Source organism: Calothrix sp. CCY 0018 (assembly GCF_963920925.1).
Taxonomy (GTDB): Bacteria; Cyanobacteriota; Cyanobacteriia; order Cyanobacteriales; family Nostocaceae; genus Rivularia.
Map to the genome: position 1 here is coordinate 1 of NZ_CAWUDI010000026.1, position 24,323 is coordinate 24,323.

General features: G+C 36.8%; 22 protein-coding genes and 1 pseudogene. 7 read left to right on the forward strand and 16 right to left on the reverse strand.

All coding sequences use genetic code 11. From position 1 onward, the window contains the following. Positions 1-187: 187 nt before the first annotated feature. Together ACM03V_RS19020 and ACM03V_RS19025 are read left to right on the forward strand one after the other, a co-directional pair. On the forward strand, positions 188-382 hold the full coding sequence (locus tag ACM03V_RS19020; protein WP_414622366.1) for a DUF2281 domain-containing protein: 195 nt from the start codon (positions 188-190) through the stop codon (positions 380-382). Beyond that, positions 367-702, forward strand: coding sequence for a type II toxin-antitoxin system PemK/MazF family toxin (locus ACM03V_RS19025; RefSeq protein ID WP_414622367.1), 336 nt, complete (start codon positions 367-369; stop codon positions 700-702). Before ACM03V_RS19020 ends, ACM03V_RS19025 begins: the two co-directional genes overlap by 16 nt. 22 nt (positions 703-724) lie before the next feature. Here the strand turns inward: ACM03V_RS19025 and ACM03V_RS19030 are convergent, their stop codons facing one another. From ACM03V_RS19030 to ACM03V_RS19040, 3 genes are all read right to left on the reverse strand, one after another. Continuing rightward, positions 725-877, reverse strand: a complete 153-nt coding sequence (locus ACM03V_RS19030; RefSeq protein WP_414622368.1) for a hypothetical protein — start codon at positions 875-877, stop codon at positions 725-727. Positions 878-1,055: 178 nt separating this feature from the next. Continuing rightward, on the reverse strand, positions 1,056-2,060 hold the full coding sequence (locus ACM03V_RS19035; protein WP_414622369.1) for a CHAT domain-containing protein: 1,005 nt from the start codon (positions 2,058-2,060) through the stop codon (positions 1,056-1,058). Between the two features lie 305 nt (positions 2,061-2,365). After that, complete coding sequence (locus tag ACM03V_RS19040; RefSeq protein WP_414622370.1) at positions 2,366-3,442, reverse strand: DUF1822 family protein; 1,077 nt, start codon at positions 3,440-3,442, stop codon at positions 2,366-2,368. Positions 3,443-3,584: 142 nt separating this feature from the next. Between ACM03V_RS19040 and ACM03V_RS19045 the strand changes: the two genes are divergently transcribed. Further along, complete coding sequence (locus tag ACM03V_RS19045) at positions 3,585-3,743, forward strand: c-type heme family protein (protein ID WP_414622457.1); 159 nt, start codon at positions 3,585-3,587, stop codon at positions 3,741-3,743. 259 nt (positions 3,744-4,002) lie between these two features. Here the strand turns inward: ACM03V_RS19045 and ACM03V_RS19050 are convergent, their stop codons facing one another. Further along, positions 4,003-6,078, reverse strand: coding sequence for a pentapeptide repeat-containing protein (locus tag ACM03V_RS19050; protein ID WP_414622371.1), 2,076 nt, complete (start codon positions 6,076-6,078; stop codon positions 4,003-4,005). Continuing rightward, a complete protein-coding gene (locus tag ACM03V_RS19055) occupies positions 6,056-7,432 on the reverse strand; it encodes a CHAT domain-containing protein (RefSeq protein WP_414622372.1) in 1,377 nt (458 codons plus the stop codon). The genes ACM03V_RS19050 and ACM03V_RS19055 overlap by 23 nt, the downstream gene beginning before the upstream one ends. Before the next feature lie 490 nt (positions 7,433-7,922). Here ACM03V_RS19055 and ACM03V_RS19060 point away from each other — a divergent pair. Beyond that, positions 7,923-8,542 (forward strand): annotated as a pseudogene (locus tag ACM03V_RS19060) (IS5 family transposase); the annotation flags it as partial. Here ACM03V_RS19060 and ACM03V_RS19065 read toward each other — a convergent pair. Next, positions 8,525-10,021, reverse strand: coding sequence for a hypothetical protein (locus ACM03V_RS19065; RefSeq protein WP_414622373.1), 1,497 nt, complete (start codon positions 10,019-10,021; stop codon positions 8,525-8,527). The pseudogene ACM03V_RS19060 and the gene ACM03V_RS19065 sit on opposite strands and share 18 nt — an antisense overlap. 274 nt (positions 10,022-10,295) lie before the next feature. Between ACM03V_RS19065 and ACM03V_RS19070 the strand changes: the two genes are divergently transcribed. Further along, positions 10,296-10,487 (forward strand): helix-turn-helix domain-containing protein, encoded by a 192-nt coding sequence (locus ACM03V_RS19070; RefSeq protein WP_414622374.1) that lies wholly within the window; start codon positions 10,296-10,298, stop codon positions 10,485-10,487. A gap of 355 nt (positions 10,488-10,842) precedes the next feature. On the opposite strand, the gene ACM03V_RS19075 is transcribed toward ACM03V_RS19070, so the two are convergent. The 3 genes from ACM03V_RS19075 to ACM03V_RS19085 all read right to left on the reverse strand — a co-directional run bounded on the left by ACM03V_RS19075 (position 10,843) and on the right by ACM03V_RS19085 (position 13,058). Continuing rightward, complete coding sequence (locus ACM03V_RS19075) at positions 10,843-11,277, reverse strand: DoxX family protein (protein ID WP_414622375.1); 435 nt, start codon at positions 11,275-11,277, stop codon at positions 10,843-10,845. Beyond that, positions 11,270-11,707 carry a DoxX family protein gene (locus ACM03V_RS19080; protein WP_414622376.1) on the reverse strand — a complete coding sequence of 146 codons (438 nt, stop codon included), beginning with the start codon at positions 11,705-11,707 and terminating at the stop codon, positions 11,270-11,272. The genes ACM03V_RS19075 and ACM03V_RS19080 overlap by 8 nt, the downstream gene beginning before the upstream one ends. A 91-nt stretch (positions 11,708-11,798) precedes the next feature. Next, positions 11,799-13,058: an NAD(P)/FAD-dependent oxidoreductase gene (locus tag ACM03V_RS19085; protein ID WP_414622377.1), complete on the reverse strand. Its 1,260-nt coding sequence runs from the start codon at positions 13,056-13,058 to the stop codon at positions 11,799-11,801. Between the two features lie 590 nt (positions 13,059-13,648). On the opposite strand from ACM03V_RS19085, the gene ACM03V_RS19090 reads away from it, so the two are divergent. Beyond that, positions 13,649-14,776, forward strand: coding sequence for a hypothetical protein (locus ACM03V_RS19090; RefSeq protein WP_414622378.1), 1,128 nt, complete (start codon positions 13,649-13,651; stop codon positions 14,774-14,776). 519 nt (positions 14,777-15,295) lie between these two features. On the opposite strand, the gene ACM03V_RS19095 is transcribed toward ACM03V_RS19090, so the two are convergent. The 6 genes from ACM03V_RS19095 to ACM03V_RS19120 form a co-directional block, all read right to left on the reverse strand. Further along, positions 15,296-15,877, reverse strand: coding sequence for a Uma2 family endonuclease (locus ACM03V_RS19095; protein WP_414622379.1), 582 nt, complete (start codon positions 15,875-15,877; stop codon positions 15,296-15,298). A 184-nt stretch (positions 15,878-16,061) separates the two neighbouring features. Beyond that, positions 16,062-16,856: an FHA domain-containing protein gene (locus tag ACM03V_RS19100; RefSeq protein ID WP_414622380.1), complete on the reverse strand. Its 795-nt coding sequence runs from the start codon at positions 16,854-16,856 to the stop codon at positions 16,062-16,064. Between the two features lie 130 nt (positions 16,857-16,986). Beyond that, on the reverse strand, positions 16,987-18,714 hold the full coding sequence (locus ACM03V_RS19105) for an ATP-binding protein (protein ID WP_414622381.1): 1,728 nt from the start codon (positions 18,712-18,714) through the stop codon (positions 16,987-16,989). Further along, complete coding sequence (locus ACM03V_RS19110) at positions 18,711-18,965, reverse strand: hypothetical protein (RefSeq protein ID WP_414622382.1); 255 nt, start codon at positions 18,963-18,965, stop codon at positions 18,711-18,713. The genes ACM03V_RS19105 and ACM03V_RS19110 overlap by 4 nt, the downstream gene beginning before the upstream one ends. Positions 18,966-19,211: 246 nt before the next feature. After that, entirely contained in the window at positions 19,212-20,510 is a 1,299-nt protein-coding gene (locus ACM03V_RS19115; RefSeq protein WP_414622383.1) for a DNA double-strand break repair nuclease NurA, read from the reverse strand. A 122-nt stretch (positions 20,511-20,632) separates the two neighbouring features. Continuing rightward, positions 20,633-21,421 carry an HAD family hydrolase gene (locus ACM03V_RS19120; protein WP_414622384.1) on the reverse strand — a complete coding sequence of 263 codons (789 nt, stop codon included), beginning with the start codon at positions 21,419-21,421 and terminating at the stop codon, positions 20,633-20,635. Positions 21,422-21,553: 132 nt separating this feature from the next. Between ACM03V_RS19120 and ACM03V_RS19125 the strand changes: the two genes are divergently transcribed. After that, positions 21,554-22,309, forward strand: coding sequence for a DUF4058 family protein (locus ACM03V_RS19125; RefSeq protein WP_414622385.1), 756 nt, complete (start codon positions 21,554-21,556; stop codon positions 22,307-22,309). A 62-nt stretch (positions 22,310-22,371) separates the two neighbouring features. On the opposite strand, the gene ACM03V_RS19130 is transcribed toward ACM03V_RS19125, so the two are convergent. Then, positions 22,372-24,180, reverse strand: coding sequence for a sodium:solute symporter family transporter (locus tag ACM03V_RS19130; protein WP_414622386.1), 1,809 nt, complete (start codon positions 24,178-24,180; stop codon positions 22,372-22,374). Positions 24,181-24,323 lie beyond the last annotated feature (143 nt).

Genomic DNA, 24,323 nt, shown 5'->3' on the forward strand with positions numbered 1-24,323 from the left:
CACCAACACGTTTTTTGCATGAATTTTTAAGCTCTAAAAAGGTACAGAGTCAACACACTAGGCAGAGCCTCACAAGCTGCATTCCCAGGTTCTACCTGGGAACGAGAAGGTGGAACCTGGGAACGAGAAAAACGATAAAATGTCTTTATATACCAGCAAATAGTACATCAAATTCTAATCAAGCCACATGACAATAAAAGAACAACTTCTACAAGAAATTGAAAAAGTACCCGAACCTCTCTTACAACAAGTGTTAGATTTTATTCAATTTTTGCAAAATAAACGGCAACAAGAAAAATTAGAAATAACTCTCTTAAGTGAATCTTCACTACAAAAAGATTGGTTAAAACCAGAAGAAGAGGCAGCATGGCAGGATTTATAAAAGCTGATGTTGTGATTGTGCCGTTCCCTTTCTCTGACTTAACCCAAGCAAAACGTAGACCTGCTGTAGTTGTTGCTAATATAAAGGAAAATGATCTGATTCTCTGTCAAATTACCAGTCAAGCAGTAAGTGATGAATACGCTATTCAGATTGAAAGTAGCGACTTTAATACAGGTGGACTGAATAAAACTAGTAATATCCGACCTAATCGTTTATTTACGGCTGATGAATCAATCATTCTCTACAAAGCAGGTCAGCTTAAACCAGAAAAGCTCGAAGAAGTCATCTTGAAAATAATTGAGATATTACAACAGCAGTAACTTAATATTTAATCTTCTTCAATCAAGAATTTTGTGCTGCGAAATATCCAGCTATTTTTTCTGGTGTAAAAGCGCTGGTATATTGTTCTGCTAACTCTGGTGTAGCTAATTCCAGCAATACAGCATTTTCTACCCAAAACTCAATTACCTCAAAGTTACCACGGCTACAACGCACGCATCGCCATTTTTCGCGATCGGCAATAGCTTCGATTTGGGATTGGTTTAGGGGGATGGAAATTGCAGCGTGGCAAGAGATATGTGTACACCGTAGCCGGATGCGGAGAGAGGCTTTAAAAATGCTGTTTTCTTATTCCCCTTCCCTACTAGGGAAGGGGTTAGGGGTTAGGTATTTATTAAACTCCCCAATCATCAATAGCAGCCATAAATTTATTTACCAAAGGATGATCGATCAACTCCTTAAAAGTTTCCACACCACCAACTTTTAATGCACCAACAACACGGCTTTTAAACTTAGAATTATTTTCAATTTGTTCCACAGCTTGAGCAACAACCATCATTTTTTGGGAATTAGTTTGACTAGGATTATCCTGCTCTAACTGTTGTAAAAGTATTTTAATTTCATTTGCAGTTTCTACAAGATTGTGCTGTTGCTCCGGTGTATTTATATTGTGGGCATTAGTCATTGTTTGTTGGTTGTTATTTCCCTGTGACGCTTGCATTCCACCGTACATTGTGCCACCGCTAACACCTTGAGAAATACCGCTATTAGATTTAGTATATTTAGGTTTTTCTGGTTTTACTGTAGATTTTTCTGGTATCTTCTGTGCCACGGCAGACAAATTTTTCCTCGCTTTAATTTGTGGTGTTTTTGACTCCGGAATTCCCTGTAAACTAATAGCTCCACAACCGAATTTAAACGAATCCCGATAGCTGCTCCCCGCCGCCAATGCATCATAAAAACCCGTGGCAAACTCGATTGCTGCTTTATCTCCTATGGCTTGATTCATGCCAATTACGCAGTCAATATGTTGAAAAATTGCCTCAGCCTGCACTTCTGAGTAACAAGCATTCAACACAACACATTCAACTTGCTCCTCAAATAACTCAAATAAACCAGCTAAAGATTCGCTACTAACAAGCTGCATTTGTCCCAAATTGTCTTCCAAGGCTAAACCATCGCTACCCGCACCATGTCCGCTAAAATGAACAATATGGGGTAGATTATCCAAGAGCGATCGCCGTAAGTCGTTCACCCGCAACGCCGACTCAGTAACAATTTCAAACTGTTGCCGATTTTTGCTGAGTCTGAGCGCATCTTTAATTTCTCGCACCTCTCCATCCAAGCGTAGTTGGTTAGTATTCTTGGGATTTGCCGATAATATTAAGATTTTTTTCATAGTCACCATATCTAATTTGGGTTTTTGGGTAAATATCAACCCTTATTATTTATGGGTGCAGGCAAAACCAACTTATGCACTTTTATACTTATAATCTCATCTACCTATATTTAAATATACATCAAAACAAAGCAAGACGTAGCACTGCGGAGCTCTCTACAAGATTTATTTATATTTAAAGCAGTAAAACATTATACTAATACTAGCGTTAATTGTTATACAATAAAATAAAGGATCTCTTCGTCATTAAACAGATGAAAACAAAGAGATGCTGTAATCAAATACTAATTTATCAACATTATCTTTTACAATTCAAAACTTTCATTAACAATCATATCTTCCAAACTAATTTGAATGCTAAACTTTTTCCCAGATTCTCCCTTGAAAGGTTTCAATTGAATGTAATTATCTTGGATTCTAGAGGTAACTTCTTGGAGGGTTTTACCAGCTTTAGAGATCAACAGTAATTTGATATTCTGCGGTAAATATTTTTCTCCACCCATTGGATATAGCTGAGCCACAACATGAATTTTTTCTTCACTGCTTTCATCTTTACTATCAGTAGGTTTATGGGGAGATATATTGATTAGAAGGGCAACTTTTCTATTAGCTAAATTTATTCCTAAGTCGATAATTTTTGCTCTCTTGGTATCTTCAACAAAATTTCTGGTGCTAAAAGCTAAATTTAATTCTGGGTTGTAAATCGAATCTATTGTTTGCCAACCTTGATTAACTACTCCTTGGAACCATTGACTTAATTTTGTAGTAGTTGAGCGGATCGAGTTCGATAAATTTTCGCTTAAATTAACTTGATTTTCGGCAACGGGTGCAGCAAATTCGGATGCTTGTACATAACGCTGATACACTAATAAATGATTTGGTTCCATATCAAATAGAGACAGCGGCAGTTGATAACAACCTTCACTTATGGGTAATTCTGTATTGCTTTTAATCTCGATTAATTGGTTGTAAGGTAAAAAGCCTCTAATTAAAACTTCCTCCTCTTCTTCCAATACCTCAAGCAATACGTAAAAATGTGCAGAATCAAAAGGGTTTTCGATTAGAGAAAGCGGTATATTGACAATCTCCGAAAGCAAATGCTCGGTTGCGATCGCGCAAAATTTGAATTCACCAACTTTGAGATTACCCGCAGTTTCAATAGAATTAGTATCTTTAGCAATTAGTTTATCGGGTAAGCGTTCCTGTAACCAGACCTCAAAAGCAAGTAGTGCTAATGTATTCAGATAAACTTGCCAATAATCATTAGTTTTTCTTATAACTGCCGAGCTTATTTGGTTCGCTTTGATAAAATGTTCGGGTTCCAACCAAACGGTTTCTGGTAAGAAAAGTCTGAAGTCTTGTTTAGAAATTGAATTAGCCATAATTTCACCGTGTTTATATAGGTAACTAGATGTAAGCAAACAAAGCTTATGCAGCTTTGATATAAATGCAAAGTTATCGAACATATGCATTTATATCAAAATCTTGTTTGCCAAGTTCAAATTAAAATAATATCGAGAAGTTATAGGGAAGAACAACCGTCAAAACGCTTCAACTTCAGAAACTGCCCCAAAAAGTTTAATCGCTACCTATGAAGAACAAAGTTTTGGTTGGAAATTGAACGATATTATGGCAACTCAAATTGTCTTCTTTTTAAGAGTATGTTTGAAAAGTCATAAATAAAAACCGTAAATTTTGAGATCCCCCTAAATCCACGCCACTTGCTACAACGGGGGGAACCCCCGGCTCCCCTTTTTGAAGGGGGACTTTAACCCCCCTTTTTTAAGGGGGGATGGGGGGATAATCCGATAATTTCGCTAAAAACTATACTTTTTAAACATCCTCTTAACACCTTGTTTTCTAGCTCAATTAAAATTAAGTTCCTATTTTGATATTATATGCATCTGTCTATTGGAAGATAAATTTTAAGTAATGACAAATTTTACGAGCTTTTAACTTCTTCTATTCTACTTAACTCCTGATTGGGCATAAATTCTTCAATAAAACAAAGAATTTGCTTTGCATAAGCGCTGTTCATCGTGCGATTTTTTCCCGTTCTAATTTCTTCGGCAGCTTCTTGAAAAATTTCTCCATCAACATAGGATTCAATTTGTTCTGTCAAAGCTATAAGATAATTTGGTTCTGGTGGAATTTTAGTTAAACCTTTTTCTGCGGCTTTTCTCAAAATACTTTCTAACATCTGCTCTACTGTTTTACTACGCACTTGTGATAAAAGTTCTCCTGGATTCAAAATTCGTCTTGCTTGGTCCCAACTTGTCATCCCCAACTTTGGAGCAATATCTTTTAAAGACATTGCCCCAAAGTAATACAAGTGCAATCCCTGAATATATTTTGCCGCGAAAGGCGCATATTTTTTACTTTTTTGTAATCTTTGAATATTAGCTTCTGCTTGTTGCTTAATTGTTTGAGTTAAAGTTAAATAAAGATGCTCGTGTAAAAACTGCAAAAAATCTTGCTCTTCTACATCCACTTCATCCAGAGAATCTGTAGGTAAATCGCGTCTCGGTACATAGGTACTGCTTTCGGCATCATATATATCTAAAGATTCTCTAGAACTCCAAATATCGTACTTTCTCAGCTGTACGGCTATCTGCTTGAGTTCTTCGAGCAACTGTACGGGAGTGTCAACCCAAACTTGGAATTGCTGCAAATAAACCAGCATTTCCTGCAATTGAGCATTAGTTGGATCTGGACATTTTTTGACTCCCCTACTGTGTTGTTGCTTTCTGTCTCGACGATAAACAGCATGAAAAGCTTCGACAACATAACCCGATTGCGCTGATAAGCCCTGAAGTTGTTTGCTTCTAGTTCTATTTAATAAAGCCCAATCGCTCAAATGTTTAAACCCGAACTCAGCTAAAAAGTTCTTCAATTCCGGATTTTGTTTTGTTTGCAAATATGCCCAATTGTCCAAGCTCATTCGAGATTGTAAATCGGCATCAAAGGTTTGCAGCACCTTTACAGAAAAAAACTTATAATCCGATACTTTCATTGTAGAATCGTCATCTACCATTAGTTGGGTTTTACCATCTGAATCTAAAACAATTAATTTTTTTCCATCATCATTGAGAACAAACGGTAACAAATCCCGATAGGTAAATTGCTTTTCACCACTAAATAAAGAGTCAATTTTTTTACATTCTCTTAGTATTGGCTCGGAAACGTAACATCTGAGACAAAGACCTGCTTGAGCGCGATATATTGGATCTATACCAGGTTTTTTGGCGTTAAAACACGATAATAAAAGATTTTGAGCGTTTGTCGTTTCGATATCCGATTGACTAATTGCAAACTCTTGAGCAGTTGGAACCCGAATTTGTTTGTACCCCGATTTTTCCGCAGCAGGATTAATTCTCCAAATTTTCCAATATCTTGATGAGGTATTCATACCTACTAATCGTGCTATCTTCACACCTTCTAAGGACTCAGTATCAGTTATTTTTTGCTTATTATCTTGATTCGAGATTTGAGCAAATGAAACACCGCGTTCACGTTTTTCTTTATTTTTTACATTTAAAAGATTAGCCGAACCAAAATTAGCGTAACTGAGATTCGCGTCTTTTAAGTTACTATTATTTAAGTTAGCATGAAAAAAATTTGCACCACTCAAATTAGCATTGCTTAAATCAGTATCACTTAGGTTAGAATCACTTAGGTTAGCATTCCTCAAATCGGCATTATTTAAAATTGCACCACTCAAATTAGCATTGCTTAAATCAGTATCACTTAGGTTAGCATTCCTCAAATCGGCATTATTTAAAATTGCACCACTTAGATTAGTTTTGTGTAACTTAGCGTAACTGAGATTAGCACCAGCAAAATTTGCGTTACTGAGATTATCTTCGCTAAGGTCTTCATTAGCGAAGTCAGCACCGATGTAATCCTCTGCTAAACTAAGACCAGCAGCCTTAGCTAATTCAGATAGTTTTAATGATGGTTGACTATCAATTTCAAAGAAAAGCTCACCAAGTTCTTTAGAGGATAGATGCTGGCTCATATCTGATAACTACCTTGCTTACATAATTTTCTAATTCAGGTTTTAAATACTTCAATAATAGTCCAATTTTAGTTTCTTTTTGTTTTTTATTTGTTCCATCATCGAAATCTATTATTTCTATATACATTCTATTAATACTAATCTTGAAACAAGCATTTAATTCACAACATTTATTTTTATCTAACAATTCTAAAATTCCCAAATATTGATTTTTATGTAGCCCATGTAACACTTGATTACTAAATTCAGCTTCTCGATCATTATTTTTTTTTATCATGAATTCCCATATGGGATATTCTTTTTTCCCAATAGGTTCTGCCTTCCAGCTATTCTTATCTATTTCAATTAGAAATTCTTTGCGTTTATCTAATAGCATAAATCCATTTTTTATTTTGATGCCTAATTCACCACGCTTGATACCGAATTTGATGTCTGTTGTGGAACTTCTGAACAAATTTTTTTGGGGAATTTTAATTTCAGGCATACCAAATGAAATTGTAGAATTGACGAGAATGTTGTTTTCATCGTTTACAATTTGATAAAGTTTTATTTCAATAGTCACTAACCTCCCATCATACTTATGGTCTTCAAGTGTTTGTTTTCCTACCGACTTTTCTTTTACCTCCTTCTCTGGTAATTTACCCAACTGCTGTGGAGGTAAGCCATTAAGGCTTTGAATTGGTGAAAGCCGGTCTAATGGTTCAGCAGATATTGAAGAATCGCCTTTGGTGCTATTGGGTGGCTGTTTGGATTTCTCTAATACATATTTCCATGCAGTATTTACTTTAAGGACGGGGGTAAGATGTTCTCGAATACCTTCAGATTGAATTGCATTGCAACCAAACTTGTAAGCATCTTCTACAGAGCGTCCACCACCCAAAGCATCATAAAAGCCAATGGAGAATTTAATTGCAGCTTTATCTCCAATGGCTTTATTCATGCCAATCACATAGCCAACGTGCTGAACAATTGCGCTTGCTTGGACTTCCGAATAACAGGCATTAAGTACAACGCACTCAATTTGACCTGCAAATAATGAGAACAAATCCGCCAAAGCTTCTGTAGCGACTAGTTGAGTATTGCCTTGTTCATTTTCTAATACTAATCCATCTGACCCAGTTCCATGACCGCAAAAGTGAAGGATTTGGGGTTTAGTATCTAACAAAGCTCGACGCAAGCCATCAATCCGCAATGCTCCTTGCTTTTCTAGTTGAAACTGGTGACGATGCTGAGAACGCCTTAGACCTTCATCAATTTCGCGAGCTTCTTCATTCAAGCGTAGTTTTGCTTGGTCTACAGGACTAGCTACCAGAATCAAGATTTTTTGTGGCTCAGTAGCTTGTTTGTTAACCATCTCTCACCTTTATGGATGTATTAAACTTTACCAGATTGGTTCAATGTAAATACTAATTTAAAGGTAAATTTAATAATTTCGGGAAAAACTTCTCAGTCCATAGCACAGTTGCAGAGTCGATGCAGGAATGGTATCCAAGCTGGGATTGGAATGATGAAGACAAAGAAGATTGTATGAATAATTATTTTTAAAACTCTAAATTAAATGCGAAAGTACAAATAGATTGATTTACTATCTGTACTTTTTAGTTTTATTGCTGCAACATGATTTCAAACTTCTTTGTAAATTTAATAGGCAACTTAGATTTATATGCTTTGCAAATTCCTTTGTTAGTCAGTTTGCAAACTAAAGCAAATGCATCATTAAAATCTAAAGCGAGCATAGTTTCAATATCTTTTATCAATACCTCAGAGGATGTTTGGAAAGTCAAAAAAAGCTCCAGTAACGGTAATCTGTCAGTAGATAAAAATGCGACAGCGTTACAAGAGCCATGTCTAAATCATATCCAAGTGACCTGACTGATGAACAATGGGAAGTGCTATCGGTTCTGCTCCCACACGAAAATCAAGGATGTCGTCCTCGTTGTGTTGATATGCGGGCAGTGATTAGCGGCATTTTCTATATTCTCTGTGCAGGTTGTGCTTGGCGGATGCTACCTCATGATTTCCCTAAGTGGCAAACAGTGTACTACTACTTCCGCAAATGGCGAATGGATGGTACATGGGAGCATATAAATCATAAACTCCAACAGTGGGTGCGAGTCTCTGAAGGTCGGGAACCCAACCCCAGCGCGGCTGCTATAGATTGCCAATCCGTAGAAAATGGAACGATGGTGTCACAAGAAGTTGGTTTTGATTCAGGAAAGCTAGTTAAAGGCCGTAAACGCCACCTTCTAGTTGACACTCTTGGGTTGGTTTTAATGGTTGTAGTAACTTCTGCCTATGAATCTGACCAAGCGGGTGCTAAAAAATTATTTGCGATCGCACAGGAGCGCATAGGCGCTCGTCTAAACCGTTTGGTTTTGATTTGGGTTGATCTGGGTATCAGGGTAAGGGGTTTATGAAATGGGTGATGGATACTTATCGTTGGATTTTAGAGGTTGTACGTCGTCCAACTGAAACCATTCCTACTCGCGCCCCAGTTCACAAAATCGCGTTGCTCCCTTCTTGAATACACTTGAATACAAGTACGAATAGCTTCAGCATAAGCGCTATTCATTGTGCGATTTTTCCCCGCTCTAATTTCTTCGGTGGCTTCTTGAAAAATTTCACCATCAACATAGGATTCAATTTGTTCTGTCAAAGCTATAAGATAATTTGGTTCTGGTGGAATTTTAGTTAAACCTTTTTCTGCGGCTTTTCTCAAAATACTTTCTAACATCTGCTCTACTGTTTTACTACGCACTTGTGATAAAAGTTCTCCTGGATTCAAAATTCGTCTTGCTTGGTCCCAACTTGTCATCCCCAACTTTGGAGCAATATCTTTTAAAGACATTGCCCCAAAGTAATACAAGTGCAATCCCTGAATATATTTTGCCGCGAAAGGCGCATATTTTTTACTTTTTTGTAATCTTTGAATATTAGCTTCTGCTTGTTGCTTAATTGTTTGAGTTAAAGTTAAATAAAGATGCTCGTGTAAAAACTGCAAAAAATCTTGCTCTTCTACATCCACTTCATCCAGAGAATCTGTAGGTAAATCGCGTCTCGGTACATAGGTACTGCTTTCGGCATCATATATATCTAAAGATTCTCTAGAACTCCAAATATCGTACTTTCTCAGCTGTACGGCTATCTGCTTGAGTTCTTCGAGCAACTGTACGGGAGTGTCAACCCAAACTTGGAATTGCTGCAAATAAACCAGCATTTCCTGCAATTGAGCATTAGTTGGATCTGGACATTTTTTGACTCCCCTACTGTGTTGTTGCTTTCTGTCTCGACGATAAACAGCATGAAAAGCTTCGACAACATAACCCGATTGCGCTGATAAGCCCTGAAGTTGTTTGCTTCTAGTTCTATTTAATAAAGCCCAATCGCTCAAATGTTTAAACCCGAACTCAGCTAAAAAGTTCTTCAATTCCGGATTTTGTTTTGTTTGCAAATATGCCCAATTGTCCAAGCTCATTCGAGATTGTAAATCGGCATCAAAGGTTTGCAGCACCTTTACAGAAAAAAACTTATAATCCGATACTTTCATTGTAGAATCGTCATCTACCATTAGTTGGGTTTTACCATCTGAATCTAAAACAATTAATTTTTTTCCATCATCATTGAGAACAAACGGTAACAAATCCCGATAGGTAAATTGCTTTTCACCACTAAATAAAGAGTCAATTTTTTTACATTCTCTTAGTATTGGCTCGGAAACGTAACATCTGAGACAAAGACCTGCTTGAGCGCGATATATTGGATCTATACCAGGTTTTTTGGCGTTAAAACACGATAATAAAAGATTTTGAGCGTTTGTCGTTTCGATATCCGATTGACTAATTGCAAACTCTTGAGCAGTTGGAACCAGAATTTGTTTGTACCCCAATTTCTCCGCAGCAGGATTAATTCTCCAAATTTTCCAATATCTTGATGAGGTATTCATAGTTACTGCACCATTCATTGCAAGTACCTTTTTAAACGGTTCTATTATGTATATAGGTATTGGTAGACAAAATTTATGCAAATTCTAAGTGTATAGTTTTAATATTCTTTTGGCTCTTGATTACATAGTATGCTAAATCTTCATTGACCAAAAAAACGGGATTTAAGCTTCGCATACGGCGACTTTGCTTATCAAGAATTGAATGTACAAAGCACATAACATATCTCTAGAGATCCATTGTGTAAATTACTACCATAGGAACTATAAAATCTTCATGAAAGCAAAGTATCGATATCGAGTCTACTCGAGTGCCCTTCAAAAAGTAGCACTTTCCCAGTTGTTTGGCTGCGTAAGGGTAGTTTGGAATGATGCCTTAGCTTTGTGTGTGGATAGTTATAAAAGCAAATCTAGTATTTTTTGTAATTTGGTATATAGCAACCCAAAGTACTGTTTTCAAAAGACTTAAAAAATTAATCAGTAAATTAATTGAGAGAGGCATTGTTCTCTTTTTGTTTGATACATTTCCAAGCAATATACAAAGCAATCGCAATATCATAACCAATACAAACTTTTGGATACCATCGAGGAATAAATCCTGTAATTAGCTTTCATCCCCGGCTTAAAAGCACGGGGTTTTAGTTTAACGACTCACTTCGTGAACAGCATTTTACTTATTAGTAAATCCCAAGCTGGATGAATTAACCATCCTATCGCTAAAAACCAAGCTGAAAATTTTACTCCCATAAAAGCAATTACGCTTGCAGTTATCAGTGAACAATAAAGAATTATATATAACTCCTAACTCCCAACTCCTAACTTTCTTATCCTTTCCTACGGCTTAACCAATTATCCACAGAAATTAAATTAAAACTACAGCCAGCTAGCAAAAGAAACAAGACAATATTATAAATTAATTGCGAACCTGCTGTATCCCATTTCTGTAGCAAACAAACCCCAAACATCAAAGTCATCATCAGCAGAAAATTAGCTATTAATGCTTTGCGGGTTTGTAGCCCTAAAATTAATAGCAAACCTACAGCAAATTCTACAATGGGAATTAGATAAGCGGGGCCTGCAATTAATAATGGAGGAATGGCAATTTCTTTGTAAAGTCCTACTTGAGATTCTACAAAACCACCTATATTAGGAAGTCTAACTAAGCCATGTACAAACATATTGATCCCGAAAACTAGCCGTAAAAACGTGTAAGCTAAAACGATATCGGAATTACGCAATTGAACTTTGGAATTATACATTTTTTCTATTAGACTCCGTAACGTAGGTGTCATCGTAGTCATTGGTTGCTGATGCTGCATCCAAGCTAACTGGACCAGTACCGTAGTAATATATGAACAACATTGCACCTACTAAACCGAAGTTTTTCAGAAAAGCATTTAATTCGTTAGGATCGGTGAAAGGATTGTGAAAAACGAATGTTGTAGGAACTAAAAAGATAATTAATAAAATTGCTCCTATACGTGCTTTAAAACCTAATAAGATGCAAAGTCCACCGACTAAAGTACAGAAAATATTACCAAGAAGTAACAAAGGTGGTACAGGTAAACCCCTGCTAGTCATCATTTCTACAATTCCTTGAAAACCAAGAGTATTCGCAACCGCAGCTTTAAGAAAAATCGCTGCGAGAAAAGCTCTACCAATTAACGGAATATATTTTTTGAAGCCCATAATTAAGTTAGTTGTTAGTGGTTAGTGGTTAGTGGTTGGGAGTTGGGAGTTAGGAGTTAGGAATAATTGTTCATTGTTCATTGGTAACTGTTCACTGTTCACTGTTAACTGTAGAAATAATAATCCTCGATGCACCTTCACCCAAGAAATAGTATTTTAACCAATTAAAAAGTACTCCTAAGCGATTGCGAATTCCGGGGAGGTATAGCAAATGAACTTCTAACCAGAGAAACCAAGCGAGAAATCCTTTAATTGCAAATTTATCAATTTTTCCGACTCCTGCGTGTTTGCCAATTATCGCTAAACGCCCTTTGTTGAAATAATCGAAGGGTTCAGGCGATCGCCCTTTCATTTGTCTGAGAATGTTGTCTGCTGCTGTTTTTCCTTGCTGTATTGCTTCTTGTGCTACCCCGTTGAATTTTTCTTTAGTATCGACGTAGGAAACATCTCCTACACCATATACATTTTTATGTCCGCAAAGTTGTAAGGTTTGCTCAACTATAACTTTGTCTTTTGCAGCGGTTTTTACCGATCGATTGGTTTCGGGTGTCGCGGCTAATACTCCCGCAGTCCAAATTACTGTGTCTGCAAATATAGATGTATTGTCTTCTAAATAAACGGCTTCTGGAGTGACTTTACTTACTTTTGAGTTGAGATGTACCTTGACTCCCTGACGACGCAAGTATTTTTCGGTGTAGTTTCCCAATTTTTGCGGATAGCTGGGAAATAACTGTTCTCCCGATTGTAAAAGCATGACTCGCGCCAAATTAGAATTTAAGTTTGGGTAATCTTTCTTGAAAGCGTTGTGTATCAATTCGTTTAAACTACCGGCTAACTCTATACCAGTTGCACCACCACCGACTATAACAAAAGTTAATAACCGTATTATTTCTTTTTCGTCGGTAACTTTGGCTGCCTTCTCGAAATTACTTAAAACTTGATTGCGGATGGCGATCGCATCAGTCAAAGTCCTCATTGGTAAACTGTTTTCTGGCGCTCCGGTAACGCCGAGGAATTGCGATTGGCTACCCGTAGCAATTACTAAATAATCGTAATCAATTGCTACATCTGCGCTATAAATTATTTGATGATCAAAATCAACTTTATTAACGTTGGCTTGCAAAAAATTTACTGTCGGAAAACCCCTGAACAAACTACGCAAAGGATAAATGACTTGATGCGGATAAAGCACGGCAGTGGCTACTTGGTAGAGCATCGGGATAAAGGTGTGATAATTATGACGGTCAATTAATAAAACATTGACTCCATGTTTACCCAGCTTTTTGGCAGCTTCTACACCCGCGAAACCAGCACCGATTATTACGACTTTTGGCTTGTGAGAGGGCTTCATCTCTCCTTCCTTAAGTGGTTTGGTATAGCTTGCATTTTTCGCAATAACCTGGTATACGATTTATTTTGATATAGATATCTATTTTAAAGAATATATTAACTATCTTTTTGAGTAATTTTAAAGACAAATCTAAAAATATAACTTTAGACCTAGTTCTACAGGAATAATTCCTTAATAGTAGTATTTTGAGAAGATTTATCGAATTAGATTTTTTCCTATATAAATACTGTAGCGATTGTAATAACACTAACTTATATTTTGATCGTATACGGTTTAATCGCTAGATGTTGGTAATTATGTATATAAAGTTTGTGTAAAGACTGCAATGTTATTCATAAAAGTGGTCTAACTAACGGGAGAATGATGCAGGGATTATTTTTTGTCCGGTTTTTATTTATTTGCTGATAGCTAAGTTGAAAAATATACAGGACTACCCAGTAAAATGTTTTGGGATTCTTGCAGATATTTTCATGTTGTAATTGTATAAATAAAAGAATTTCGCTTGACGAATTATCGGTAAGAAATAAATTGTAAAAATCTAGAAAAAATAATATTCCTTTGAAAGTATCAATAAACCAGGGAGAATTACTATGGCTGAACAAACAATCACTAAAATACCTGTTGAACCAATAGAGAAACCAATTCCTGTCGAACCTGATTTCCCCATTGGTGGGCCAACTCCGGAAGCAACAATTATAGTAGGAGACGGCACAAAAAGAGATACACAATTAAGCACTGATTCCATACTGCCAGCACCAAATCGCATTGTCGGAACTGAAGATCCAGATATACTTTTTGGTACACCCAAAAACGACCTTATTTTAGCTAAGGGTGGCAACGATACTATCTTTGGTAGTTTAGGCAACGATACAATCGATGGTGGTAATGGATTTGATACTTTAGACTACACCCTTTTAGGGCAAAAGATTACTCTACTTCCTCAAGGTTTAATCGGTAATGGAAGTACTCAAGGAAGTCAAATTCAGGGCATAGAGAGAATTGTCGGGGCACCAAAAAAAGGTAATACTATTGATGGTTCGGGTGGTAAAGGTCCCGTATTTTTCACTATCGATTTATCGAAAAACCAGTTAGTAGTAGAAGATATCCCCAAACTTGGTTCTGTAAAATTCGTAGTTGAAAACTTCGTTAACGTTGAAGGTACACAAAATTCGGACTCTATTATCGGTGATGGAGGTAAAAATAAACTATCGGGAAACGGTGGAAACGATAGTTTGGTTGGTAAGTTAGGAAACGATACTTTAATTGGTGGTTCTGGAAATGATACTTTAACAGGTACAGATCCCGGAATACAAAATGCTGGAGTCAGTGAGCAAGACGTTTTAACTGGTGGAACTGGAACGGATAAATATGTTTTGGGTAATAAATCTGGTTCTTTTTACGATGATTTAGGAAATAAAGATTTTGCCAAAATTACCGACTTTTCTTTCGGAGAGCAAATTAATTTAGGTCAAGGGGAAACATATAACATCGAGCAAAATAAAAATGGATTCAACATATTTGTAGTTGAAAATTTTGGTAGAGATTTGATTGCTAAAGTCGTAATATCTTCAGGAATTATAAAAGGAATTTCAAGCGCGAAAAGTGTAAGTACAGATAATGCATTAATGAATTCTACTCCCGATACTTTGCCAAGCGAATTTACTGGAGATTTTATGAGTATAACTTTGGACAACCAAGGTATTCTTAAACTCGCGTAATCAAGTCACTCAAAACAGTAACTAATTAGTAGAGTGTGTTACTAGGCTGTTGACTTTGTGCTTTTTTAGCGGATTAAAATTATGCAAAAAACGTGTTTACCCCAAAGATATTGCCCTCTCCCCCTCCCCTCTCCCAAGCTTGGGAGAGGGGTGCCGGAGGCGGGGTGAGGGATTGCCGGTTGCGATTGTTACCGGCATAAAAGTTGTATGAATAAAAAGCGCGGAAATCTTATCAAAGTCAACAGCCTAGTACCGCTTCGCGGAAGTAAGAAGTAAGAAGTAAGAAGTAAGAAGTTTGATTTTCTAAGCTTTTCAGCCATTTTTAATGGTTGCCTTATTTAAGCCGTGGTGTACTAGTATGTTACGGCATCAATATTACTGTATAAAAAATATATGATTGCAAAATCGTAACGTAGCATAATATTTATCGAAGTAACCCTTAGTCTTTCTATAAAGGAAGACTTTTTATTTGGATAGAAGCCAAAAATTATAAATTATAAATTAGGCATTTGATAATTGTTAATTGTTAACTGACTCAAACACAATTCCTTCATAAAACAATTCGATTGGAATCTCAAAATCAATGCTTGATAAAGTGACAATATCTCCTGCTAAATAAGGATAATAAAGCCACATTCTTCCTTCTCCCCGACAATAACGTTCAACGGAGATTTTTTCCGAATCAATTAAGATATATTCTTGCAAAGAAGGCATACTTAAATAGTAAGTAAATTTTTCTCCTCTATCCTTAGAGCTTGTACCGGGAGAAAGAACTTCAGCAATTAATTTAGGCTTTTTATAAAATTTGCGTGCATCTAAATCTTCAGCATCGCAACTAACGATAACATCAGGATAGTAGTAAGGACTTTGAGGTGTTACCTGCACTTTCACATCTGACACATTAGCCTTACAACCTTTAGCACGTAAATGTGGTCGTAAAGCCGTGTAAAAATTTAGAGCAATATCATTATGGGGGATTGTACCACCCGTCATCGCAAAAACTTCGCCGTTAAGGTATTCGTAACGAATTTCTTGCTGAGGTTCCCATTCGAGATATTCCTCGATAGTCATTTTTTGCGCTTCTTCAGGAATAGCTACCATATCAAGATTTTTGTTAAAGAGCTTTATTAGATTTTAGCTATTTTTAGAGGGGGGAGAGGGGGAGATGGGGAGATGGGGAGAGGGGGGAGACAAGGGGAAAATAATTTTTAACTCCTAACCTCTCACTCTTCACTCCTAACTATGACCAATTACCAATTACCAATTACCAACTCCTAACCGTTCCCTATTTTCTGTTCCCTATTCCCTCTTTTATTGAATTCAATCCATAACCAAATACTTTGCCATTTCTAAATAATTGATATCCCACAAATATTAAACCTGCCGATATAAGGAGAGCTAAAAAGTTAAATGAAGTAAATAGTCTACCGGAAAACAATAGTAATGCAGTTCCCAATCCGATTGAACCCCATCCCCAATTACGATTAATTGGCTGTTGAACAAGAATAAAAACTCCTCCAATCCATAATAAAATAGTTGGAAAACCAAGACTCAAACCAATTCGAGTATTTGCAGCGAAAATCAATATTCCTGCAACCATTGATGCTAAACCAACGAACTTGCTTTTACGGTCTACAACTTGTACTTCTTGCTCGTTATTGATAGCTTGAGGTTGGATAGTTGTAGCTTGTTTCGTGACAATAGCTGTTTGCTGACTTTGCTGTTTGTATTGAAATATAAAAGTTACTTTATTCTCGTTACCAAGGTCAATTTTATCTCCCAAATTAAGTGGATAGCGTGTATGATTTTCTAACTTATTATCGTTTAAGTAAGTGCCGTTAGAACTACCGATATCTATTAAATAGTAAGTATTTTCTTCTACAATAATTTCTGCGTGAACTCGCGAAACAATATCGGCATCAGGTAAATCCAAAACATCAATATCTATAAATACTTGTTCGTTAGGTTTGCCGATGCGAATAATAGGATAATTTGGCGGAATTTCAAACGAAGTATTAGTTTGAGTATGGAACAGTTCTAAACCCAGCCCTGTGATTTGTAAAGCGCGTAAGTTTTGCATTTTCAGGGATGATACTTGTATTTATTAACCTTGATTGTAGCGAGAAAAAAGGGAGTAGGGATAGGGAACGGGGAACAGGGAATAGGGAGTAGTTATGATTCTCAACTAGTAAATCTTTAACTCCTAACTCCTAACTCCCAACTCCTAACTCAACTTCTCCCCCTCTCTTCTGATGCAAGGGAATTTCAATGATAAATTCGGTGCCTTTACCAAGTTCTGATTCGCAACTTAGTTTACCGTGATGTTTATCAACTATTATTTGATAGGTAATTGATAAACCTAATCCGGTTCCTTTCCCTACGGGTTTTGTGGTGAAAAAGGGGTCAAATAACTTGTTTTTCACTTTTTCACTTATTCCTTTCCCATTATCTGCAATTCTAACTGCTACTGTTTTGTTATCAATTAGTTCGGTGTGAATGCAGATTTGCGGATTTTGCATATCATTATCTCTTTCCTCTTCCAATACATCTATGGCATTGTTAATAATGTTCATAAATGTTTGATTTAATTGTCCGGGATAGCATTCTATTTTAGGGAGCGGATTATATTTTTTAATGATTTCGATTTCGGTGCGATTTGGTTTGGATTTGAGACGGTTTTGTAAAATTAATAAAGTACTCTCTATTCCTTCGTGAATATCAACTTCTTTCATGTCGGCTTCATCGAGACGGGAAAAGTTACGTAAAGATAAAACTATTTCACGAATGCGAGTTGCTCCTATTTTCATTGAAGTTAGTATTTTGGGTAAGTCTTCTTTTACAAAGTCTAATTCCATATTGTCAAGTTTTTCTTCTATATCATCTCCGGGATTGGGAAATTCTTGTTGATAAAGTTCGATTAATTCTAAAATGTCTTCTATATATTGATTTACGTGATTAATATTGCCGTATACGAAGCTAACGGGATTGTTGATTTCGTGGGCAACTCCGGCTACCATTTGTCCCAAACTAGACATTTTCTCGGTTTGAATTAATTGCGCTTGGGTGCTTTTGAGTTCATTTAAGGTTTGTTCTAATTCCGCTTGCGCTTGAGTGCGATCGCTAACTTCGTGTTTAAGATTTCGATTGAGTTTGAGTAACTCCCCACTACGTTCGATAATTTCACTGTATGATTCGGTTAATTTTTCCGTCATGCGGTTGAATTCGTCAGCAACTTGCTCTAATTCATCTTTTGTACGAATATTAAGCCGATAATCAAGTTTACCAGCAGCAATTGCTGATGCTCCTTCTTGTAATTTGTCTAAAGAATTAATTAGCGGAAGCATAATTATCAAAAATTGACCGATAAAAACTAATAAAATAGTAATTATTATTAAATAGGTAACTTTTTCATAAGTGTGCTGCATTTCCTTCATTTCATCCTGAGTCAGGATAATTTGCTCGTGAGCGGTATCTGTCAGATCGCTCAAGAATAATTCAATGTCTTTAGCAAAAGAATTGATTGCTCTAAAATGCTGTTGAGAATCAACTAAATACGCATCATCAGAAATATTATTACTTTTCTTTAGTTCTTTCTCTAAGTTGATTAAAAATGCATGACGACGACGAATATCGTTTATTTCCTTGGCATCTGGAATTAAAGTTTCTAATCTCAGAAGGTTAGCTTTAAATTGATTTTGATATTTTTCTACCTTTGATTTTTGATTATTAAACAAGACATCATCTTTGAGAGCATTAATTTCGTTTTTTAAATCAACTTCTAATCTTAACGCTGCTTCAATCGCTTGACCAGATTGTTCTAATTTACGATTCATATTATCAGCAACTTGATTTCGCCATACAGAAGTTCCAACCAAGACAGCAGACATTAATCCCGCAAAGCAAGCAGAAGATGCGATAAATTTTGTGAAAATTTTCATCTCAGCCTCTTCGCAGATTTTTCTAAATACTTCGCCAGAGGTTCAATCATCCGCTGTTGTTCTTTGAAACTCTGAGTTGGTAGCACTCCAATTCTTAAAGGCTGAATCTTGTCATTGCTACTAGCAACCGCCAGAGGTATTATCAAATTATCATTAATAGAAATCTTGTTAGAACAGCTTGCATTAATAAACGCAACTATCGCAACTAATAAAGCTGCTGACGCACGACGGGAACGATTGTTTTTTTGCATGGTACCAAATATGATTAAAACCCTTTATCTTCGTAGAACTGTAGATGCATAACCCCCAGAGGTTATTTGTCCAGTCCATGCCTAAGTGTAGTTTTCCCAAAAGGGTGACGAAGATAACAGTTTGTGATGAAAATCATATTTGGGCATTGGTAATTGGTAATGGAATTATTAGTTCCCTAACTCCCTACTCTTAACTCCTAACTTATAACTCCTAACTCCTAACTATTCCCCATGCCCCATGCTTATTTATGCAATACTTCCTCTCTTCCGTGCTTCTTTGTAAGAAGTTCCGACGTTTTTCAAGCCAGCTTTAATCATTTGTCGTTCCAATAAACCGAAGAAACGCGATCTGTCTCCACCTCTGACAACTGCTTGGTTGTGGGATTCTGCTAACGCTACTGGATAACCATATCCTTTGTGAACTTGCGCTAGCATTAACCCCAAGGATTCCTCGAACATTTCTGTATCTTCTACTACCCATTGTGGAAATTCTACCCGTGCTATTTCGGTGCCCACATGAACGTAGCAAAAGTAAATTTGCTGGTCTTCATATAAATCTAAAATGCGCGAATTACTTTTCCATAAAGGACTCCGCTGTCCCGGTTTGAGTTGAGTTGACCACAAAGTACTATCTCGCAATCCCTCAAAAAGTTTACAGGGAATCTTTTCCATTTGATTCGGGCAAAAACTCATACAGTCTGGTGCTTTGTGCGGACAAGCCGACAACCGGAAAAAATTCATTCCTTCAATACTCCGAGAAGCACTTAGATAACCCATGATGGGAATACCAGCTTCCCGCAAATCCTTCCAAGACTCTAAAATCGGCGGTAAAATATGTTCCCTAGCATCGTAAGGTAACTGATCTAAAAACCAGTAAATTAGTGAACCATCTACCATTGCTAGTGTAGGTATTCTTTCTGAGGTCGTGAGAGAGGGGGAAGAGTGGGAAGAGGGGGTAGAAATTTCTTCAACTTTTTCCCCTTGTCTCCTTGTCTCCCTGTCCCCTTGTCCCCTTGTCCCCCTGTCCCCCTGTCCCTTACCTGTTGCAGCAATAGCCAACTCAGATAAAACTACCGCTTCACTTGTGGTGCGTCGGTAGCTCATCCATTCCTCGGTTCTAATTCCCCATTGACGAGACATATATAAATCTTCGGGGCGGTAGAATATCTCAGGGATACTATCTAGAATAGGGTGTTTATTTTGTCCGTAATGCAGTACTACTCTACCGATATTTAGTAAATAACAATAAGCAATTTCGTGGTGGTTGGGAGCAATTTGGGAACCGTCAGTAGCAATGACAGTATGAATTTTAGGAGGAACCATGATATCAATACAGGTGTGTAGCGGTTCCATCGGAGTTGCATTCGCAAATAAAATGCGATCGCGCCATTTTTGTTGAATTTGAACTAACTCATTTTGATTATCAAAAGCATACTCAAGATGTTTCATCCCCAATTGCAAACGTTGACGATTCGCTTCAGCTTCAGCCGTCAAATGTTCACTCAAACCACGCATTTGTCCGGCAAGTTTACTTAAATCAAGCATAATCAGTTATCAGTTATCAGTTATCAGTGAACAGTTATCAATTATCAATTATCAATTATCAATTATCAATTCCAATTGTTCATTAATAATTGATAATTGTTCATTGTTCATTGAAATTTGATTCAACTTTGCCATTCATCAAAGCTTTGAGTAAATTGAGCTAGCGATATTAAGTTAATTCGCATATCTTTTTGGGCATTTTCTCTTTCTGTGGCAGTATTATAACCCCAGTCGCCGAGAAATAATTCTACGTCTTCTAAATCTTCTTGCTGTTTAACTTTTTGTAACGTTTTGATTCTATCTTCTACAAACCATAGACTAACTGATAAGTCGTTAGATTCTTGCTTTAATTCTCGCAATATTTCGTATTTAGGACGCTTTTCTTCTTTACCAAAAATAGCTTCTCTGGGTAGATCGAAGCCTGCTTTTTGTAATAGTTCTTTGACAAACCGTCCTTCTTTAGTTGTTACTATATATAGTGCAGTTTGAGTATGATATATATTTTTAATTCTTTCGACTACTCCCGGATAAAATATATGCATATCCAGCCAACCATCTAAATCGCTAGCTATCCATTCATCGCGCTGTTTGTCTAATGTCTCGGCAATTTCTTGGGCTGAAAAATCACTTTGCCGGAGAATTTTTTGAGAAATATCGCTCCATTCTTGCAAAATTTTATCTTCTTCAAATCCTTCTAATAAAGCTTTAACTAAAACAGGCATTTCCCAGCCAGTTTCAATTACTGGACGAAGACGATAAAATTGATTAGTTAATTTTTCTGTTTGACTTTGATTAGCACAAGGCCAAAACTTACAGTGAGTACGCCAAGCTACTTGAAAGTATTCTATCAAGCCGTTACAGATTACACCATCAAAGTCGAGAGCTAAAATTGTCGGGCTAATTGCGGTCATTTTCTTAATGAGTGAAACTGCTTTTGTAAGCTTATCTAATTTGCGAAGGTTTTTTAATTTATTCTTGAAATTGTACTACCAGGAAAGAAGTTAGAATTAAGATAAATTCGTCTGATAGTTTAACAAAAAGTTATGAATAACCCTTTTCCAGGAATGAACCCATATTTGGAACAGCCAGAATTATGGCATCAAGTTCACAACCGCTTAATTGTAGCAATAGCCGATGAAATTACTCCCCAAGTAGTTCCTCAATATCATGTTGCGATCGAAGAACGAGTTTATAGCAGTGTTTCCGATAATTTATTGGTAGGAATTGCAGATGTAGCAGTTTCCCGACGTAATGATTCAAGCGAGGGGGTTGCTGTGATGACACAGGAATTAGTTCAACCCACAAAAGTATCCGTACCCGTACCTGAAGAAACTACAGAAAGATTTTTAGAAGTTCGTTCGACGCAATCTGGAGAAGTAGTTTCAGTAATTGAAATACTTTCACCCAAAAATAAGCGTTCTAAACAAGGTAGAGAGGCTTACGAAAATAAGCGCAACAAGATATTAGCTTCACGTACCAACTTTATTGAAATTGATTTATTACGTATTGGTGAACCAATGCTTATTATGGGAGCATCTATTACAGATTATAGTATTTTAGTTAGTCGAGGATACCATAGACCGGAAGCAGATTTATATGGCTTTAATTTAAAAGAATCTATTCCTACTTTTCCCGTTCCGTTAAAACAAGGAGAACAAGAACCTTTAGTAGATTTACAGAAGTTATTAAATGAAGTTTATCAAAAGGCTAGGTTTGATTTAGTCATTGATTATTCACAATCGGTAAAACCATCTTTGTCTGCGGAAGATAAAAATTGGGTAGAAGAGATTTTGAAATAATATTATATTCCTCTTGTGGTGCGGGCATCCCTGCGCGCACCTTCTAAAATTACAAGTAAGTATTACAACTCTTCAGTAATCTTAACTTCTTTAGAAAGATATTTAAACCAAGTAAAATACAAGGCAATTGAAAGCATAATAAACACCGCTAACAAAATACCAAAAGTATCCCAACGCTTCATCATGAAGGTGATTCCTAACATGAATAAAGTCAATTGCCAGGGAATTGCAATTAATGTAGAAACAATATCGCGACGATTTTCATTTTTAATTTTCTGCTGAATATTAGCTGGAAGATTTTTACGCACTATTCCCCAAAAACCAAATGGTCTGGTAACTTTATAGAAGTTATCTATCACTTGTAAATTGGTTGGTTCGGTAAAAAATGTGCCGATTAAACAGCCAATAAATGAGGAAATACTAGGGATAAGAAACAAAGAAATTTCCTGATACTGCTGATTTAAACTTGCAGATACAAATAGTTTAGTTAATATAGCTGCTAACATTCCCGCAACTGTACCAGCAGCAAATCCATAACCGTTAAAACGCCACCAATACCACCGTAATACTAAAGGAATTGATAATCCCGCACCCAATCCCAAAGTTAACCATCCCCAAATTTCGTTAATATTTTTTATCTGGTAACTAAACAGCATTCCTACAACTACAATTACCACCGATGCTAAACGACTTTGGGTAATTAACTGTTGGTTTGTTGCTTGGGGCTTTAGATATGCTTGATAAATATCTTTCACCCAATAAGCGGCGCTGGAATTTATAATAGAATCAAAAGTAGACATTGCTGCTGCCAGAAAACAAGCTATCAACACTCCTTTAATTCCTACCGGCACGTATTCGCTAATTACCGTGGGTAAAATCAATTCTGGATCTGAGATAACACCTTGAGTTGCGCCGTAATGAATGCCTAACATTGCAAAAGCAGTCACAAGTGGCCATCTGAATGAAAGTAAAAGAATCCAAAACAAGGAAAGTAAACCCGCTTCTCGATCGCTTTTAGCAGCAAAGTAACGTTGCACCATATAGCCGCCACCACCTCCAACACCTGCCATACATTCTTTTACTAAATAAAAGAAAATCACCCCACCGAATAAGTTAAATATAGAATAGTCTCCCGGTAATTCTAAAGTTAAGGATGGTGAAATACTGCTCCAATCTGCAAAATTCCACTGCTTTAATTCAAAACCATCGCCAGAAGGAATAGAAACTGAAAATGTTTCGGGAATAGTTGCGATTTGCAGCGCCAAAACACAAACGTAAATTATCGCCACAAAAATCAAAATGCCTTGAAAAACATCAGTCCAAACAACACCGTAAAAACCGCTAGCTGCCGTGTATATTAAAGCAAGACTAACTAAGGCAATCGAAGCAAGTTCATCGTTAATACCGAGAAATTGACCTAGAAATTTACCCCCAGCAACAGTAAAATAGCTCATCGCACCCACTGCAAACATTAAATTTGCGATCGCGCTGATAATTCGAGCCGTATTTCCTTCCCTTCCTTCACCGAAACGAAACCGCATCCATTCAGCTAAAGTCATCACCTGAGCGCGACGATTCCATTTACCCATAAAAATCATCAAAATCGCCATGATTAACACCACACCACCGCGAATTTCGATAAAAAAGCCTTTGGCACCCACAGCGTAAATCAAAGCGCTAATCACCATCGTACCCGCCAAATCGGTATTCGATGCCATTCCCGAAGCACCCAACACCCACCAAGGCATATTGCGGTTTCCCAAGAAATAAGAATCGATACCCGTAGAAGCTTTACGCTCCAAATAAAGCCCAAAGATTACTATAGAAATTAAGTAAACACCAATAATAAGATAGTCAACTAGCTGTAGCATGAATTTTTTAGCTTAACGCGAAAATAAGTAATAACAGGGAAGATACAGCAAACCCCTGTTTGCATCAAGTCTGTTATTTGACGGCTTGGGTTTCCGTGGGTTTAGAATAAAATGTCCTCACCCTCTACCTGAGACGCAAAATT